Genomic DNA, 16254 nt, shown 5'->3' on the forward strand with positions numbered 1-16254 from the left:
CATATTCAAATGAAATCATATAAATCGATCCATCTAGTTTTTATCATTTTTATTATGATTTCTTGTTATTCATGCAAGAATGACAAAACAAAAATGGAAAAGGAACCGCAATCAGAAAAACAGGAAACTGTTGTTGAACCCAAAATCGATTCAGTTGGCATAGCCATAATTAACGGCAATATTCTTGACGGCACTGGTAAAAAGGCATATCAATCAAACATTTATATTAAAGGTGATAGTATTGTCTACATCGGAAATTTGATAAACCCTAAGTTGAAAATTGGTAAAACTATTGATGCCAAAGGTAGCTTTGTAAGCCCTGGATTTATAGATTTACATGCACACGGTAACCCATTAAACACACCTGATTTTGAGAACTTTTTGGCAATGGGTGTAACAACAATTGTATTAGGTCAAGACGGCTCAAGTGCCAATGTTAAGGACTTAAAATCCTATTTAGACCAAGTTAACACACAAAATTTAGGTGTGAATATTGTAGAGTTTGTGGGGCATGGTACGTTGCGAAATTTAGCAGGTATAGGCGTAAAATCAAAAATTACGGAAACAGAACTAGAAAAACTCAAAACAATTTTAAAAGAGCGATTAAAACATACGTTTGGATTATCCACAGGCTTGGAATATGCCCCGGGATTATATGCCGAAGAAAGTGAATTAGTAGCGTTATCGGAAGTTGTAGGCAAAGAAGGTAAACTCATTATGAGCCACATGCGTAACGAAGATGACGAAGCCGTAATTGAATCTATTAAAGAACTGAGTAGACAAGGAAAATATGCTAAGGTTCATATTTCGCACTTAAAATCTGTTTATGGAAAAGGTGCAACCCGAGCCATTGAAATTTTAGATACCATTAAAGAAATTAGAAAATCTGGAATTCAATTGACAGCCGACATGTATCCTTATATGGCAAGTTATACAGGCATTGGCATTGTATTTCCCGATTGGTCCAAAACACCTCAACAATTTGCAATCGCAAAAAAAACCCGAAGAAAAGAATTAGAAGACTTTATTAAAAACAAAGTGAATTTACGCAATGGTCCGGAAGCTACTCTATTAGGCTCATCACCTTATACCGGAATGACCTTAGCAGAAGCAGCTGCATCTAAAAATAAACCTTTCGAAAAATTTTTAATTGAAGATTTAGGTCCACAAGGTTCCTCTGGGGCATATTTTGTAATGAATAAAGAACTACAAGAAACTTTTCTAAAAGACCCTATTGTTGGAATTTGTTCCGATGGCAGTAAAACGGGTCATCACCCACGGGGACATGGAACTTTTGCCAAAATTATTGAAACTTATGTTGTTAAAGACAGCTTACTTAGCCTAGAAGAAGCTGTCAGAAAAATGACCTCGTATGCTGCTGAAATTCTTCAATTAAAAAATCGGGGAACTTTAACTATTGGCAACAAAGCTGATATTATCATTTTTGATCCAAAAAACATAAAAGCTCCTGCAGATTATGTAAACCCACACCAATTGGCAACTGGTTTTGAAAAAGTTTTGGTTAATGGAAAATTGGTGAGGGATAATGAACAATTGGCAAGTAGCTTAAATGGCAAGGTACTATTACCCAAATAATTTTTATTGGTTTAAATGGATATATTTGCCAACAGGCTAAAAAACATTAAAAAATAGAAAAATATGGAGAATGTACTTTTTGACTATCTCTCTAAATACATAACATTAACTGCTGACGAAAAGAACGCGATTGTCGACTTAAATATATTCAAACAATATAAAAAGGATACATTGCTTTTAAAGAAAGGACAGTATTCAGACTATGGTTATTTTGTAATAAAAGGTTGTATTAGGAGTTTTTACATAATTGACGGAGTTGAAAAAACAACTGCGTTCTATACCGAAGCCGAATCACTTGAACCACAATGTAAAATCAATAAAAAACCGTCAGACTGTTTTATTTCGTGTGTTGAAGATTCAATTTTAATGGTTTCCAATTCTGAAATGGAGAAGGAAATTTTTGAAAAATTTCCTAGGTTCGAATCCCTATGTCGTGTACTTTCGGAAGAACTATTAGCTAAAAATAAAACTAATTTTGATAATTTTAAAATAGCTACACCTGAAGAACGTTATTTGAATTTACTGCAATCGAAACCTGATTTACTTCAAAGAGTTCCTCAATATCAAATAGCCAGTTATCTTGGTCTAACACCGCAATCGTTAAGTAGAATGAGAAAAAGGCTTTTAGAAAAATCAAAATAGTTTTTACTCTTATTGGATATTTATTAACTTAAGTGAACGATTTATTGTACTAACTACCTATAAGTTTGCGTATAAATTCAAAGTATGCAAAATAGAAAAATCATTCTTGTCCTTTTCCTTATTTCATTTAGTGCTTTAAAGTTGCATTCGCAATATTATGATGCAGAAACTGCGTATAAAAAATGCTTTGTCGGAAGTACCCTTTTTATGTTAATGAATTTAGATTCCAATGAAAGACCAGATTTTATACAGCTCAACCTTGGCTATCGATTAACAGGTAAAGATGTGATTTCCTTAGAACTTAAAACTTGGAAATATCACAAGCCGCTGGGTCTGCCTTACGGAAAATCGTTTAATGCTCCCGAGGAAAAATTTCCGGGATATATTAGAGAATATGGATTTGCACTGACCTACCAACGTTTTTGGTGGAAAGGATTATATACCGGTATTCATGTAATGAACGCTTGGCAATCTTTTATTAACAATAGCGGGGATAAAATTGATAATGGGTTCCAAGTATTCAATACTTATAGATTGGGGTATCATATTAAACTGTTTAAAGGAACTTTTTTTATTGAACCGTCCATAGCGATTACACATCGCCCCTACCACACAAAAATGCCAGAATCTTTTAAAAAACTTGACGATAAACATTCAAAATTCTTTTTTGGAGAACCCGGACTACATTTCGGATTTAACTTTTAACGAAAAACAATAAAGCTATGAATACAAAAGTGAAATTATCCACTTTGTGGATTGTCGTACTGATTAATTTATTATTTGCAGACATTTTATCAATTATGGTAGAGTTGGTAAATAAAAATACACTTGATATTATAGGGGAAGTAAAATCTACAATGGCCATTGCAGCGGTTATTACCAATATACCCATACTTATGATTTATTTTTCCAGAGCATTGGGTTTTAAAATTAATCGTATACTAAATATTATTGCAGGTTTTATAACAATGCTATTTGTTATTGGCGGAGGAAGTTTAATGCCACATTATATTATTTGTGCCTCAATTGAAGTGATTATTTTACTTATCATCATTAAAACGGCTTGGAAATGGGCTGAAAATGAAAATTGATTTATTTAAGTTGTTTATTTAGAAATTCCTCCTGCGGATAACATCACTTTTAACAGGTAAATACTTTAAAAACGAAAAAACGCATCAATCAGAAATACTCTTTTTTGAGAAATAAATTTTACCTTGCCTACTAAATCAATTACTTTTATAAAGTAGCGATTAAAAACTAAATAAACTTGAGAAAAGCAAAATTTAAAAACCTATGAAGAATTTATTTATTCTGGCAACAATTATACTTCTTAGCCCTACCCTTACACCATTATCGGCCCAAGAGGATGTTTTTATCGAAGATTATCTAGAGCGATTGGAAAATTCGCATAAATATTTAATACTTGTGGCAGAAATGATGCCAGAAGACCAATATGGTTTTAGAGCAACACCAGAATCTTTGACCTTTGCCGAAAATCTAATGCATATAGGTTTTGCCGTAGATTGGCACAGCCAGTCTTTATTGGGAGGGCGAGAAGCTAGGGAATGGAAAACCGATACTATTTTTAAGGTTGCCGATAAAACAAAAGAAGAAATGATTGCTACCATAGACAAAACATTTGATGAAGCTATAAAATTAATTAAAGAATTTGACACAACTAAGTTAAATGACGAACTGGACTATTTCGGATTAAATAGATCCAAAAGACAAATTTTTTTATTACTTGTCGACCATATTACACACCATAGAGGACAAATGCTTGTCTATTTAAGATTAAACGGACTTGTACCACCAAGATATGTTCTATTTCAATAGCTTAATTTATTCAAGTAAAAAATGCATCTCTTTAACCATTGGCATAAAAGCGAATACTATAATTTTTGACCTAACAGTTAGCAAAGTACCTACAGATCATTTAAATTCACATCAATTAGCAACTGGTTTTGAAAAGGTTTTGGTTAATGGAAAATTGGTGAGGGATAATGAACAATTGGCTGAAAAATTGAGTGGTTAGGTGTTGTTGCCTGAGTGATTGTAAGAAAATCTTGTAATTCCGTATATTTGTAAGTTAGGTACACTTTGAACTATGAACAAAGTACTATATTTAATAACACTATTAATATTATGTGGTTGTACTGACCCATCATATGAAATTACTCAAGATGGAATAAAAAGAGACAAACCAATTCAAAATGGGTTTGATTTGATTGAAATAGTTGTAACTGAATTTAATAAAGAAGGTAGACCTCTAAAATACACTGATAGAGAATCAGTTTTTTGTGGACCGACAAATCGATTTCCAAGATATCGAATAAAAAGTGCTTATGGAAAAAAAGACAAAGAAATTGTATTCAAGGCACAAAAAATTATTAAGTTTTTCGAGATAAGTAAGAATTATAAATGGGTATTCACCAAAAAAGGATCAACCGACTTAAAGTTTCATGATTATTCTAACGATGCTTATGATAAACTTCCAATGGAATTGAAAAAGAACCAATGGTATTTACTCAATTTTTCGAATGCCTCAAACATTGTTGACAAAGTATTTTTCATGATTAAAGAAGATGGAAAAATTGAACAATATGACTACTATAAGGTAATTTTCGGAGTATAAAAAACTAGAACTAACTATATAAACCCGCATGAACTGGCAACGGTTTTTGTAAATGTGTTAGTTAATTGAAAATTAGTTAGGGATAATTAGAAGTTGGAAAATGTGTTGAGTGGTAAGGTGTTGTTGCTGGAGTAAACTACATAAAAAATTGGACTAAAAAAGTAAAACGACAATCCCTCCTAATTCACCTCCAATATATAATCAATACTTACCCGAAATGACGGTTTTGGTTTTAGAATTGCAAAAGATTAATACATCCCCACAAAACCCTCAACCAACGCACTAACAATCTTCCCAGCTTTTTGTGCAACTTGCTGAACTTCCTTATGTGATACTGCTTCTACTTTACCTTCAATACCCAAATCGGTAATTATAGAAAGTCCGAGGACGTTAATGCTCAAATGCTTGGCAACAATTACTTCGGGTACGGTGCTCATACCCACGGCATCGGCTCCCATTAATTTTACCATTTTATATTCTGCAGGTGTTTCAAAAGTGGGACCTTGCAAGCCTAAATAAACACCTTCTTTTAAACTAATGTTTTGTTTCTTGGCTACTTCTTTGAGCTTGGCAATCATTTCTAAATTATAGGGTTCGTGCATATCTACAAACCGAGGGCCAAAACGCTTATCATTTGCTCCCCTTAACGGATGGTTGGGCATCATATTTATATGATCTTTGATAATCATAATATCCCCTACTTTAAAATTAGGATTTACCCCTCCTGCGGCATTTGATACTATCAAATTTTCAACACCTAAAAATTTCAACACACGAATAGGAAAAACAACCTCTTGAATAGACCAACCTTCGTAATAATGAAACCTACCTTGCATGGCAATTACTTTTTTGCCCGATAAAGTGCCATAAATTAAATTTCCAGAGTGACCTGGAGTTGTTGTTGTTGAAAAATTTGGAATTTCGGAATACGAAATTCTTTTTTCTACTGCAATACTATCTACCAAACCGCCCAATCCAGAACCTAATACAATTCCAAAATCAGGTTTTAAAAATCCTTTTTCTTTTAAAAAACTAACTGTTTCTTGAACCTTGTTCCACATAATCTTTAACAATCTTATTAAAATCTGTTTGATGGTCAATGAAACCAGTCTCTATGGGCAAATAATAAACTTCTAATGCAGTATCGATAAAGCTTCTCACATAATCTTTTTCAGTGGTAAGAATAATTTTTTTATCCGATTCTGTTTCGTCAAAAACCTTAGCTACTTTAGCCAAGTCTTTTTCTGAAAAACTATAATGGTCTGCATATTTTAAATGTTGAAAATCCAAATGCTCTGCCGTTAAAAACTCCGTTAATGGCTGGGTTTTGGCGATTCCCGTTACTAGAACAATTTTATACTCCGAAAGTTTTTCAATAGCAATGCTATTTGATTTCCCCAAAATTTTATTGCCGTATTTAATATTAGAAAAAAATACGGTTTGATGATTCTCTATATTTAGTTTTTTGGTAACCTCAAATTGTTCTTTTTCATTCAATTGTGCTGGGCATTTAGTAACCACTATTAATTGAGCCCGTTCTGCCCCACTTACTTTTTCTCGTAAATTGCCGGTGGGCAACATTTTATCATCAACATACAAATCGTTGTATGGTGTTAGTAAAATATTAAGTCCTGCTTCAACTTTTCTATGTTGAAAAGCATCGTCTAATAAAATAACATCAGGTGTGTCCAACAAATTTGTGAGTTGTTTAATTCCATTGACCCTATCGGCATCAACAGCCACAATTATATTTGGGAATTTCTTAAAATATTGAAGCGGTTCATCCCCTATTTTATCTGCAGTGCTTGTTGCACTTGCAATGATAAATCCTTTGGTGCTTCGTTTATAACCTCGGCTTAAAATGGCAACTTTGTGGTCATCCTGTAAAAGTCGTGCTAAATATTCTACTTGTGGTGTTTTACCTGTACCGCCAACGCTTAAATTACCCACTACGATGGTAGGAACATCAAACTGAGTAGATTTTAAAATGCCTTTATCGTAAAAGGTGTTTCTTGCAGCTGTAATTTCTCCGTAAAGGACGGAAAAGGGATATAATATTTTTCGCAAAAAACCCATTTAAAAGAATGATGATTTCTGAGTGGTGATTAACGAGTTTAGAACTTTTAATTCTGCATTCATAAATCAACATTCGTTAATCGTTAATATTTTTTTTCTACAAAAGACTGCGAACTGAAAACTTTTTTCAACTCTGAACTCATAACTAAGTTCTACAAAGCTATTAATTAAAATAGATAGCTATTATACCTACAAGGATGTCCTGCAAGGTTTTAAAAACCTTGTAGGTCTAAACCTTGCAGGATTGATAATTCTACTAATAACTTACATTTTCAACTATTTCCAATCCATACCCAATAATTCCGACACGTTTTTTAATTTGGGCATCATTAGAAATTATTCTTAATTTTGAGATGCCCAAATCATGTAAAATCTGAGCTCCAATACCAAAATCTTTCGTGTCAGGCTTTATTCTTGGCACTTTTGTTTTATTATCTTCCTGTAAATCTTTAATCATATTTAACCTGCTCAATAAATTAAATGATTGATTTTCTTGATTGATAAATACAATTGCTCCTTTGCCCTCATCATTTATCATTTTAAACATTCGGCTAAAAGTGTCGTCAGGTTTACTGGTTAATAATCTGATAATATCATTGTTGATCAATGTTGAATTAACACGTACCAATACGGGTTCATCTTCTCCCCAATTTCCTTTGGTCAATGCTAAATGGACTTGGTTATTTGTAGTTTGTTTATAAGCTCTTAAACGGAATTCACCAAAGCGTGTCTTAAAGGGAAAATCCTCAACTTTTTCGATTAAAGAATCGTGCAACATTCGGTAAGCCACCAAATCTTCTATGGAAATTATTTTTAAATCGAATTTTTTAGCCACTTCCATCAACTGAGGTAATCTGGCCATTGAGCCATCTTCATTTAATATTTCCACAAGTATTCCCGCGGGTTTAAAACCTGCCAACCTTGCTAAATCTACTGCGGCCTCGGTATGACCAGTTCTTCTCAGCACTCCACCGTTTTTGGCTCTCAACGGGAAAATATGTCCCGGTCTGCCCAAATCGTGTGGTTTGGTAGTATCATCAACCAATGCTTTTATGGTTTTTGCCCTATCGTGTACCGAAATTCCTGTAGTACAGCCATGACCAATCAAGTCAACAGAAACCGTAAATTGAGTTTGGTGTAACACTGTATTGTCCTGAACCATCATGTCCAACCCTAAAGCTTCGCATCTGTCACCAACAATGGGTGCACAAATTAATCCTCTACCTTGGGTGGACATAAAATTGATCATCTCAGGAGTAACCATTTCGGCAGCGGCAATAAAATCACCTTCGTTTTCGCGATCTTCATCATCAACTACAATAATAACTTTACCTTTTTTAATATCTGCAATGGCTTGTTTAATTGTATTCAACTGTATGGTATTTGGTTGGGTAGAAATCATTATTTAATTGTTTTTTTTTCTTTGATATTAAATAGTTTTTTGAAAAATCGGGTAATAGGCTGTAAGAATGTATCTAGATTAAAAATTCCCTTTTCTTTAGTGGCCCTTACCATTAAAAATATACCAAAAGGCAATAATATCAACGTTGCCAACCATCCCCCCAATGGAGCTGTTAAAGTGCTGGACCAAGCCATATTTCTGCCTAAAGTAGAGATAAAGAAATAGATTACAAAAATTAATATGGCCATTATCATAGGGAAACCAAATCCTCCTTTACGGATTATGGAACCCAACGGTGCACCAATAAAAAACAACACCAAGCAAGCAAAAGAGAATGCCAGCCTTCTGTGATATTCTGTATCGTAAACATTTAAAAACTTCTGTTTATTTTTTAGGACAGAATTAAAACCTTCAATATCATCCAAGGTATTTTTTGAAAGTTCAACAGCATTGTTCATGACCACACCTTTTTCTTTATCTTCAAAATTTTCTAAAATGTTTGGGTTTATCCCTGTAAAATCTGTAGTGTCTTTCTTCATATCCGTGATTCCCGCTCTTACCAGAAAAACCTTTGATTTTGCTAAAACATAATCATCATAAGGGACTTTTAGCGAGTCAGAATAATAATTAAGCTGTTTTAAACTTAACATTTCCCTATCTTGTTTGTACTCAACACCATCTACATTACTTAGATCGGACACATCAATATTGATCAAAGCTTCCTTAAAATCGGTTTTAGTTGCGGGGAGTTTCGCACCATCTTTATAATTCCTGTTCTTTTCGGGTAATTCTTCATGACGATGACCGTCTTTGAGAATTAAGGTCATATACCTACTTCCAGCTTCTGTTGTAATTTCACCACTTTTAGCTGTAATTATTTTTACATTGGCTTGACCTTTGTCCAAATCGGTATAAATAAGTACATTCTTTAATAAATTATCGTCCTTACCGTATTTTTCGTCAAACTTTATGCTATATCCTGGAATTTCAGAATTAAATGTGCCCGGTATTAAAGCTAAGGCAGGTTCTGTCTTTTTTAAATCGGCCAACATATTTTTAAACTTAAATGCTGCCCTGGGAAAAGCATAGTTTAAAAATAAAAAGTTCAGTCCACTTAGCAATACCATAAGGATTACCAAAGGCCTTATAAAACGTTGCAAAGAAATGCCAGCAGATTTTACAGCGGCAAATTCATAATTTTCGGCCAATGTACCCAATGCCATAATAGAAGAAAGTAAAATGGCAATAGGTAATGCCAATGGCACTTGCATTTGAGCTATATAGCCCAAAAACTGTAAAATATGCCCAATACCAATACCTTTTCCAGCAATTTTATCGAATTGTAGCCAAAGTACTTGCATAACAAGTACAAATAGGATGATAAAAAAGGTTGCTAAAAAAGGTACTAAAAAACTTTTAAGTATATATCTATTTAAGATTTTCAATTAAAACGTTTTAAGTGTATTTAGTTACCTACAAAAGTAAAGTTTAATTTGGAATTTTACAGGTGAAACTTTCTAGTACTTGATAAACGTACCACATACCCTAGAGAGCAACGAATAGCAACGATCAAAAATACTCATGATAAGGACAGAATTCTAAGCAATTTAGATTTTACAATTCGTTAATAATATAACCTTCACTTTCATATTTGCCCTTATCAAAAGTAAAAAGTGTTTTTGATATGGGCTGATTGGTTTTAAAATCAGAGACCGTAAGCGTAGTAACCGTACCATTATTTCCTGTTTCAATCAATTTATAGATATGATTTGTATTAACGTCAACGCCCAATAATATATGCTTTATATCAGAATTACTATCAATTGGTGTTAATTTTACATACTGTATTTTTCTTCCAGTAATATTTTGTAAAATATCCCATTTGTAATTGAATCCTTTTTTATAGAATGAGAAAAATTTTGATGGAGTTATCGTTCCTTCTTCATTGTCCTCTGCATCAGAAATGTTTACTTCTTCGTCTTCGGTAATAATTGTATAAGTTTTTTTGCCATCAAAAAATTGATTGGTTCCTAGAAAATTAACATTGTATAAATCTCCTTTCATTGTAACGTCACCTCTGGTTTCTTGATGTACATTTTCCTTTGCGTTGTCTAAGTTGTACTTAAACTGAACATAAATATTCTCGTATGCACTCATTTTATTGGACACATCGTCTAATAATTTTTTTGCTTTGGCATCGCTCTGGGCAAAAGTTAATGAGACACTTAAAATTAAAACTACTGCTATTAATTTATTCTTCATCTTAATACTTTATTTTGATAATTTTTTTCTACTGATTTATAATCCTTTTTCGTCTCTTAGTAATTGTTCTAAAGCTAAAATATCCGGTACTAGAACTTGTCTGGCTTTACTTCCTTCAAATTTGCCGACAATACCTGCCGCTTCTAACTGATCTATAATTCTACCAGCCCTATTGTAACCCAACTTTAACTTCCGTTGCAACAGGGAAGCTGAACCTTGTTGTGCATTTACAATAACATGAGCAGCATCTTCAAACAAATCATCTCTTTCAGACATATCTATATCAATACCTGTGCCATTCTCCTCACCAATATATTCGGGTAAGAGGTGAGCACTGGCATATGCACGTTGTGAGCCTATAAAGTCGGTAATTCTATCTACTTCAGGTGTATCTACAAATGCACATTGCAATCTGGTAATTTCGTTTCCAGTAGAAATTAACATATCACCTTTACCAATGAGTTGATCGGCACCTGGTCCGTCTAATATAGTTCTTGAATCAATTTTTGATGTCACCCTAAAGGCTACCCTTACAGGAAAGTTGGCTTTTATAATACCCGTAATTACATTAACTGATGGACGTTGCGTTGCTACTATCAAATGGATTCCTACAGCTCTCGCCAACTGTGCTAAACGGGCAATTGGAGTTTCCACTTCTTTCCCTGCAGTCATAATCAGATCTGCAAACTCATCAATAACCAAAACAATGTAAGGTAAAAAAGCGTGTCCGTTTTCGGGATTTAATTTTCTAGCCTTAAACTTTTCATTATATTCTTTAATATTTCTAACATAGGCATCCTTTAACATATCGTAACGGTTATCCATTTCAATACATAAAGAATTTAGTGTGTGTATGACCTTTGTAGTATCCGTAATAATGGCATCTTCACTGTCAGGTAATTTTGCTAAATAATGGCGTTCAATCTTATTAAAAAGTGTCAATTCAACTTTTTTCGGATCAACCAGTACAAATTTTACCTCAGCAGGATGCTTTTTGTACAAGAGCGAAGTTAATACCGCATTTAACCCAACCGATTTTCCTTGGCCAGTAGCACCAGCCATTAGCAAGTGCGGCATCTTTGCCAAATCAATTACAAACGTTTCATTAGAAATAGTTTTACCTAGTGCCAACGGCAGTTGCATCTTTGCATTTTGAAATTTTTGTGTGGACAACACCGATTTCATCGAAACTATGGTCGATTTTTTATTTGGAACTTCGATACCGATTGTACCTTTACCTGGAATTGGAGCTATAATACGAATACCCAAAGCAGCCAATGATAAGGCAATATCATCTTCTAAATTTTTGATTTTAGAGATTCTGACACCAGCGTCAGGAACAATTTCGTACAAAGTAACCGTGGGGCCAATAGTTGCCTTTATATTAGCGATACCTATTTTATAGTTACTTAAAGTGTCAACAATTCTATCTTTATTTGCCTCTAATTCCTCCTGATCTATCTGAATATTTTCGTTACCATAGTCTTTTAACAAATCTAAACCTGGAAATTTGAATTCTGAAAGTTCTAAAGTAGGATCGAATTCTCCAAAATCATCAACCAACTTATTGGAAAGATTTTCAACCAGTTTGTCTTCATCAAACGTTTTTTCAACTTCAATCTTTACCTCTTCATGTTTAGGTGGCGTTACTTCCAATTTGGACGGTTCTTCCTTTACTTTTTCCTTAATCTCTGTTTTGGTTTCTTGCTTGGTAACTGTTTTTTCAGCTTTGGTCTCAACATTCAGTTCTAGTTCGGAATTTGGTTTTTCTGGAATGGTCTCTGCAATATAACCTTCGTCGGTAACATCGTCAATACCCGCTTTTTTAGTCCGGAATCCCTTAATTTTTTTCCTTTTGTCTAGGTTGGCTTTTAAAGTTTCAGGTGTAACCTTAAATTTAGAAATGATATATGCCAATGCAGTAAACAACAATATTAAAAAAATACCTGTTTTGCCGATAAAATCCCTTAAATAATCATTGAGTTCGTAGCCGATAATGCCCGATAGTAAAGCCTTTTCCGGAATAAAAAATCCAATGGCTACAGATAGCCAAATCATAAATACAATACCCCAAAACCATGCTTTACGCATTGCTTTAAAAGAAATATTGAACAAAATATAAAGTCCAGAAAAAAACAATAAAAAAGGAATGATAAATGCCGAAATACCAAAACCTTTATAGATAAAAAAATGACTGATATTGGCCCCAATTTTACCGAGTAAGTTCTTCGTTTCCGCCAATCTATCTAAAAACAGATGTAATTGACTTTGATCGGATTTCCAAGTATTAAAAAACGATAAAAATGATACCAAAAGAAATACAGCAAAAAGGGCTAAAAAAATACCAAAAACAAGATGTGTCTGTTTACTCTTAAAAAAACGCACAATGCGGTTTTTTTTCTTGGTTTTAGAAGTAGTCTTTTTCTTTTTTGCCATTGTAAATAGTCGGTAGTCTTTGGTCGTTACTCTTAGAATAGTTAATTAAGGATAATGACCTCTCAATAATCTGCAAAAGTACATAAAATAATAGAGTATGGATATGGCTTTAAGAAAATTTTGGAATATAGATTATCAAACCAATAATTATGGCAATAATAGCTGCAAAAGTAGCTGCACCAGCAGAGATATCTTTTATAAAACCTATTCTTTTATGATAGGCGGGGTGCACAAAATCCGATAATTTTTCAATTGCCGTATTTAAGGATTCCGCTACAAGTACTAACCCAATTGCCAAAAACTGAAACATCCATTCAGTAGCAGAAATTTTCATCACAAACCCCAAAATGGTCATTACAGTTGCGATAGTAAATTGCACCATAATACTATGCTCGGTGGCAATCAACAACAAAGCACCGCGTATAGCGAATTTTAGGCTCCTTAGCCTGCCTTTAAAAAAATTGTCTTTTGGGTTCTTCAAAACCTATTGGTCATGTAATGCTTCTAACGCAGCTTTATAGTTAGGTTCGTCAACAATTTCAGGCACTTGCTCCGTGTAAACAACCTTACCGTTTTCGTCCAAGACGATTACCGCTCTAGAATGTAAATGAGCTAATGGGCCATCAATAATTTGTAAACCGTAGTTTTTTCCGAAATCGCCTGTGGCGTAATCAGATAAACTCACTACGTTTTCAATGCCTTCCGCACCACAAAAACGGCTTTGTGCAAATGGTAAATCCCTTGAAACACATAGCACCTTGGTATTGTCCAATTTCGCTGCCTCTTCGTTAAACTGTCTTACCGAAGCTGCACATGTTCCGGTATCCACACTCGGAAAAATATTTAAAATTACTTTAGAACCTTTATAATCTGATAAAGTCGATTTTGATAAATCCGTTTTAACTAGATTAAAATCAGGAGCTTGAGTACCTACTTTTGGTAAATTACCTGATGTATTTATGCTATTTCCTTTTAATGTAATTGATGCCATAATATTATTTTTTCTTTGTTCAAAAATACAATAAAATTTAAAGATTGGGCATCTTTTTAAAGGACAAAAGCAATATTGGAAAAGGATTAATTAATTTTTAACAATATCATTTGTCAATTTTAATTACTTTTGGTTATTGATATTATAATTTCGGCATTAAAATTGCTATTGGTTTATTATGAATTTAAAGCGTTTTATAAAATCCTTTTTCTCCTTATTTTTTTTGATAGGGTTTAATTTTCAGTTGTTTTCTCAATTGGATTCTATTCCCAAAACAACACCATTATTAATAAACGATAATCAGAAAAAATTAAAAACTTTAGATATTTCCATTTTAGATGCTTCCGAAAAAGAGTCGATTTTCAATGTTGAAAAAAAGCCTTATTTATTGGGCTTTAAATCAAATGTTGATAAATATTTTAATCCACCCGAAGTTTCAAAGAAAAAAGTTTCTAATTTTATGACCGGTTCTGGTAATGATGAAGATGATTCTGACATCATGACTAAAAAGTATTTTAATGGGAAAGATGTAAGTGATGTACAACTCTCAAGTGATTTTAGTTTAGGCACACTACACAGCACCTCAAATACAGTTAGAATTGAGGTTAGAGACCATAGCTTGATAGATGGTGATAGAATTCGAGTGTTTTTGAACGAAAAAATGTTGAAGTCAACAGTTAGCCTTAAAGGTTTGTATTATATTATCAATATTGATCTTAAAAAAGGATATAACCGAATAGATATTGAGGCATTGAATGAAGGTTTTTCAGGTCCAAATACCGCAGAGATAAGGGTATTTGACGAAAAAGGATATCTGCTTTCTGAAAAAGAATGGAATATTAGAATGGGACAAATAGCTACGCTAGGCGTTGTGAAACAATAGATAATTGTTAGTTTTATTCTAACTAAATTATTAAAAATAGTCCATTGATTATTAACATCGTAGTTTAACCACCTATGTTGTTAATTTATTATTTAAAAAAAAAACCCTAAGGTCATGACAGAAAAACACCAGCTATTAACTGACCAACAATTTGAACAACAATTTGAAAACTGCACCCTACCTCCCGCTCTCGTTACTTATGAGGCACATTTACGGTTGGCTTATATACATGTAAAAAAGCACGGCATTAAAAAAGCTACCATTACGCTATATAAACAATTGACCCATTTTAATACGAATTTCGGCCACATACTTGTTCTTAGTAAAGCTACAATTAAGGCTTTTGTAAAGTTAATCTATGATTTTATAAAAAAAGCCACAACTACCAGCTTTAATGAGCTGTTGGTTGAATTTCCCGAGTTGAAAACGAAAATACAATTTTATGCTTTATTAACCCAATCCAAGCAAGCGGAAGTTTCTATTGAAACTAAACAACCACAAAATGAATTAGCAGGTTTTAGTGTGTTATAATTGTGCTTATTCATAAAACAATTTGAAAATTATCTACAAACTCTTAAATTACTTTTTTAAAGCATCTTCAAAAAAGGAATGCCATCAAATATTAATGGCTTACAATACGTATTATCAAGGTTTATCTCCAAAAAACAAGGAAATATTTCAGATTAGAACTTTGATTTTTCTTTTTACTACCAATTTCGATTCAAAACATGGTTTTGAGTTGACCAGAAAGATGAAAATCATTATTTCAAGTGCTTTTGTACAAATAACATTCGGACTTAATTTCCATACGTTATCAAAATTTAAACTCATATTTGTAACGCCAGTTCCGTATGCTTACAAACACAGCGAAGTGTTAATGTACGGCGATGTTAACTTACATACCAAACAGATAAACATGACCTGGCCTGTGGTTAAAAAAGGTTTTGAAATAAATAACGATGCCTTAAATTTGGCAATTCACGAATTTGGTCATTGTTTAATTTTTGAAAATGCCGCTAGATCTTACTTGAGTAGAATTTTTAAAAGAAGAGCATTTTCTAAATGGAAAAAAGTAGCTCACAAGAAACTTTTAAAGATTAAAGCCAAAGAAAACAAAGTGTTAAGAGATTATGCGGGAACAAATTTAATAGAACTTTTCTCAGTTTCATTGGAAGCATTTTTTGAAAAACCACATCACTTCTACAATCATGAACCTGAACTGTATTTGAGTATGGCTGAATTATTAAAACAAGATCCGAGGAATAGAACAAACCCACTTCAATGGGAAAGACCCTAATTTCATAAGTTAAATTAGGGTACTCTTTCGAATA

At 33.1% G+C, this 16254-nt stretch carries 18 protein-coding genes; 10 read left to right on the forward strand and 8 right to left on the reverse strand.

The window, feature by feature from the left end:
- Positions 1-9 precede the first annotated feature (9 nt).
- The 7 genes from UMM65_RS12830 (at position 10) to UMM65_RS12860 (ending at position 4873) form a co-directional block, all read left to right on the forward strand.
- Positions 10-1596, forward strand: a complete 1587-nt coding sequence (locus UMM65_RS12830) for an N-acyl-D-amino-acid deacylase family protein (protein ID WP_321977033.1) — start codon at positions 10-12, stop codon at positions 1594-1596.
- Positions 1597-1659: 63 nt separating this feature from the next.
- Complete coding sequence (locus UMM65_RS12835; protein WP_321977034.1) at positions 1660-2238, forward strand: Crp/Fnr family transcriptional regulator; 579 nt, start codon at positions 1660-1662, stop codon at positions 2236-2238.
- 84 nt (positions 2239-2322) lie between these two features.
- A complete protein-coding gene (locus UMM65_RS12840; RefSeq protein ID WP_321977035.1) occupies positions 2323-2943 on the forward strand; it encodes a hypothetical protein in 621 nt (206 codons plus the stop codon).
- Positions 2944-2960: 17 nt separating this feature from the next.
- Positions 2961-3329, forward strand: coding sequence for a DUF6326 family protein (locus tag UMM65_RS12845; protein ID WP_321977036.1), 369 nt, complete (start codon positions 2961-2963; stop codon positions 3327-3329).
- 202 nt (positions 3330-3531) lie between these two features.
- On the forward strand, positions 3532-4074 hold the full coding sequence (locus tag UMM65_RS12850; protein ID WP_321977037.1) for a DinB family protein: 543 nt from the start codon (positions 3532-3534) through the stop codon (positions 4072-4074).
- A complete protein-coding gene (locus UMM65_RS12855) occupies positions 4058-4273 on the forward strand; it encodes a hypothetical protein (RefSeq protein ID WP_321977038.1) in 216 nt (71 codons plus the stop codon). Before UMM65_RS12850 ends, UMM65_RS12855 begins: the two co-directional genes overlap by 17 nt.
- 72 nt (positions 4274-4345) lie before the next feature.
- The gene (locus UMM65_RS12860; RefSeq protein WP_321977039.1) at positions 4346-4873 is read left to right on the forward strand and encodes a hypothetical protein; all 528 of its coding nucleotides are present in this window, start codon (positions 4346-4348) and stop codon (positions 4871-4873) included.
- A gap of 248 nt (positions 4874-5121) precedes the next feature.
- Here UMM65_RS12860 and UMM65_RS12865 read toward each other — a convergent pair whose 3' ends face one another.
- From UMM65_RS12865 to tpx, 8 genes are all read right to left on the reverse strand, one after another.
- A complete protein-coding gene (locus UMM65_RS12865) occupies positions 5122-5934 on the reverse strand; it encodes a purine-nucleoside phosphorylase (RefSeq protein ID WP_321977040.1) in 813 nt (270 codons plus the stop codon).
- Positions 5906-6949 carry a tetraacyldisaccharide 4'-kinase gene (lpxK, locus tag UMM65_RS12870; protein ID WP_321977041.1) on the reverse strand — a complete coding sequence of 348 codons (1044 nt, stop codon included), beginning with the start codon at positions 6947-6949 and terminating at the stop codon, positions 5906-5908. The genes UMM65_RS12865 and lpxK overlap by 29 nt, the downstream gene beginning before the upstream one ends.
- A gap of 256 nt (positions 6950-7205) precedes the next feature.
- Entirely contained in the window at positions 7206-8351 is a 1146-nt protein-coding gene (gene ribB, locus UMM65_RS12875; RefSeq protein WP_321977043.1) for a 3,4-dihydroxy-2-butanone-4-phosphate synthase, read from the reverse strand.
- Positions 8351-9796 carry an LptF/LptG family permease gene (locus UMM65_RS12880; RefSeq protein ID WP_321977044.1) on the reverse strand — a complete coding sequence of 482 codons (1446 nt, stop codon included), beginning with the start codon at positions 9794-9796 and terminating at the stop codon, positions 8351-8353. The genes ribB and UMM65_RS12880 overlap by 1 nt, the downstream gene beginning before the upstream one ends.
- Before the next feature lie 169 nt (positions 9797-9965).
- Positions 9966-10613, reverse strand: a complete 648-nt coding sequence (gene lolA1, locus UMM65_RS12885) for an outer membrane lipoprotein periplasmic chaperone LolA1 (RefSeq protein ID WP_321977045.1) — start codon at positions 10611-10613, stop codon at positions 9966-9968.
- Between the two features lie 36 nt (positions 10614-10649).
- Entirely contained in the window at positions 10650-13049 is a 2400-nt protein-coding gene (locus UMM65_RS12890; RefSeq protein ID WP_321977047.1) for a DNA translocase FtsK, read from the reverse strand.
- A gap of 109 nt (positions 13050-13158) precedes the next feature.
- The gene (locus UMM65_RS12895) at positions 13159-13530 is read right to left on the reverse strand and encodes a diacylglycerol kinase family protein (protein ID WP_321977049.1); all 372 of its coding nucleotides are present in this window, start codon (positions 13528-13530) and stop codon (positions 13159-13161) included.
- Positions 13531-13533: 3 nt separating this feature from the next.
- A complete protein-coding gene (gene tpx, locus UMM65_RS12900; RefSeq protein WP_321977051.1) occupies positions 13534-14040 on the reverse strand; it encodes a thiol peroxidase in 507 nt (168 codons plus the stop codon).
- A 178-nt stretch (positions 14041-14218) separates the two neighbouring features.
- Here tpx and UMM65_RS12905 point away from each other — a divergent pair, with 178 nt between their 5' ends.
- From UMM65_RS12905 to UMM65_RS12915, 3 genes are all read left to right on the forward strand, one after another.
- The gene (locus UMM65_RS12905; RefSeq protein ID WP_321977053.1) at positions 14219-14923 is read left to right on the forward strand and encodes a hypothetical protein; all 705 of its coding nucleotides are present in this window, start codon (positions 14219-14221) and stop codon (positions 14921-14923) included.
- A gap of 114 nt (positions 14924-15037) precedes the next feature.
- Positions 15038-15454: a hypothetical protein gene (locus tag UMM65_RS12910; RefSeq protein WP_321977055.1), complete on the forward strand. Its 417-nt coding sequence runs from the start codon at positions 15038-15040 to the stop codon at positions 15452-15454.
- Positions 15455-15476: 22 nt separating this feature from the next.
- Positions 15477-16220 carry a zinc-dependent peptidase gene (locus tag UMM65_RS12915; RefSeq protein WP_321977057.1) on the forward strand — a complete coding sequence of 248 codons (744 nt, stop codon included), beginning with the start codon at positions 15477-15479 and terminating at the stop codon, positions 16218-16220.
- Positions 16221-16254: the final 34 nt, after the last annotated feature.

Source organism: Aureibaculum koreense, assembly GCF_034296135.1.
Taxonomy (GTDB): domain Bacteria; phylum Bacteroidota; class Bacteroidia; order Flavobacteriales; family Flavobacteriaceae; genus Aureibaculum.

What these genes read in the sequence shown, in the direction of transcription:
- UMM65_RS12855 (WP_321977038.1), top strand. Translation starts at nt 4,058, where the DNA reads ATGTTCTATTTCAATAGCTTAATTTATTCAAGTAAAAAATGCATCTCT.
- UMM65_RS12890 (WP_321977047.1), bottom strand. Translation starts at nt 13,049, where the DNA reads ATGGCAAAAAAGAAAAAGACTACTTCTAAAACCAAGAAAAAAAACCGC.
- UMM65_RS12865 (WP_321977040.1), bottom strand. Translation starts at nt 5,934, where the DNA reads ATGTGGAACAAGGTTCAAGAAACAGTTAGTTTTTTAAAAGAAAAAGGA.
- UMM65_RS12840 (WP_321977035.1), top strand. Translation starts at nt 2,323, where the DNA reads ATGCAAAATAGAAAAATCATTCTTGTCCTTTTCCTTATTTCATTTAGT.
- UMM65_RS12910 (WP_321977055.1), top strand. Translation starts at nt 15,038, where the DNA reads ATGACAGAAAAACACCAGCTATTAACTGACCAACAATTTGAACAACAA.
- UMM65_RS12845 (WP_321977036.1), top strand. Translation starts at nt 2,961, where the DNA reads ATGAATACAAAAGTGAAATTATCCACTTTGTGGATTGTCGTACTGATT.
- UMM65_RS12835 (WP_321977034.1), top strand. Translation starts at nt 1,660, where the DNA reads ATGGAGAATGTACTTTTTGACTATCTCTCTAAATACATAACATTAACT.
- UMM65_RS12860 (WP_321977039.1), top strand. Translation starts at nt 4,346, where the DNA reads ATGAACAAAGTACTATATTTAATAACACTATTAATATTATGTGGTTGT.
- UMM65_RS12830 (WP_321977033.1), top strand. Translation starts at nt 10, where the DNA reads ATGAAATCATATAAATCGATCCATCTAGTTTTTATCATTTTTATTATG.
- ribB (WP_321977043.1), bottom strand. Translation starts at nt 8,351, where the DNA reads ATGATTTCTACCCAACCAAATACCATACAGTTGAATACAATTAAACAA.
- UMM65_RS12905 (WP_321977053.1), top strand. Translation starts at nt 14,219, where the DNA reads ATGAATTTAAAGCGTTTTATAAAATCCTTTTTCTCCTTATTTTTTTTG.
- tpx (WP_321977051.1), bottom strand. Translation starts at nt 14,040, where the DNA reads ATGGCATCAATTACATTAAAAGGAAATAGCATAAATACATCAGGTAAT.
- lolA1 (WP_321977045.1), bottom strand. Translation starts at nt 10,613, where the DNA reads ATGAAGAATAAATTAATAGCAGTAGTTTTAATTTTAAGTGTCTCATTA.
- UMM65_RS12850 (WP_321977037.1), top strand. Translation starts at nt 3,532, where the DNA reads ATGAAGAATTTATTTATTCTGGCAACAATTATACTTCTTAGCCCTACC.
- lpxK (WP_321977041.1), bottom strand. Translation starts at nt 6,949, where the DNA reads ATGGGTTTTTTGCGAAAAATATTATATCCCTTTTCCGTCCTTTACGGA.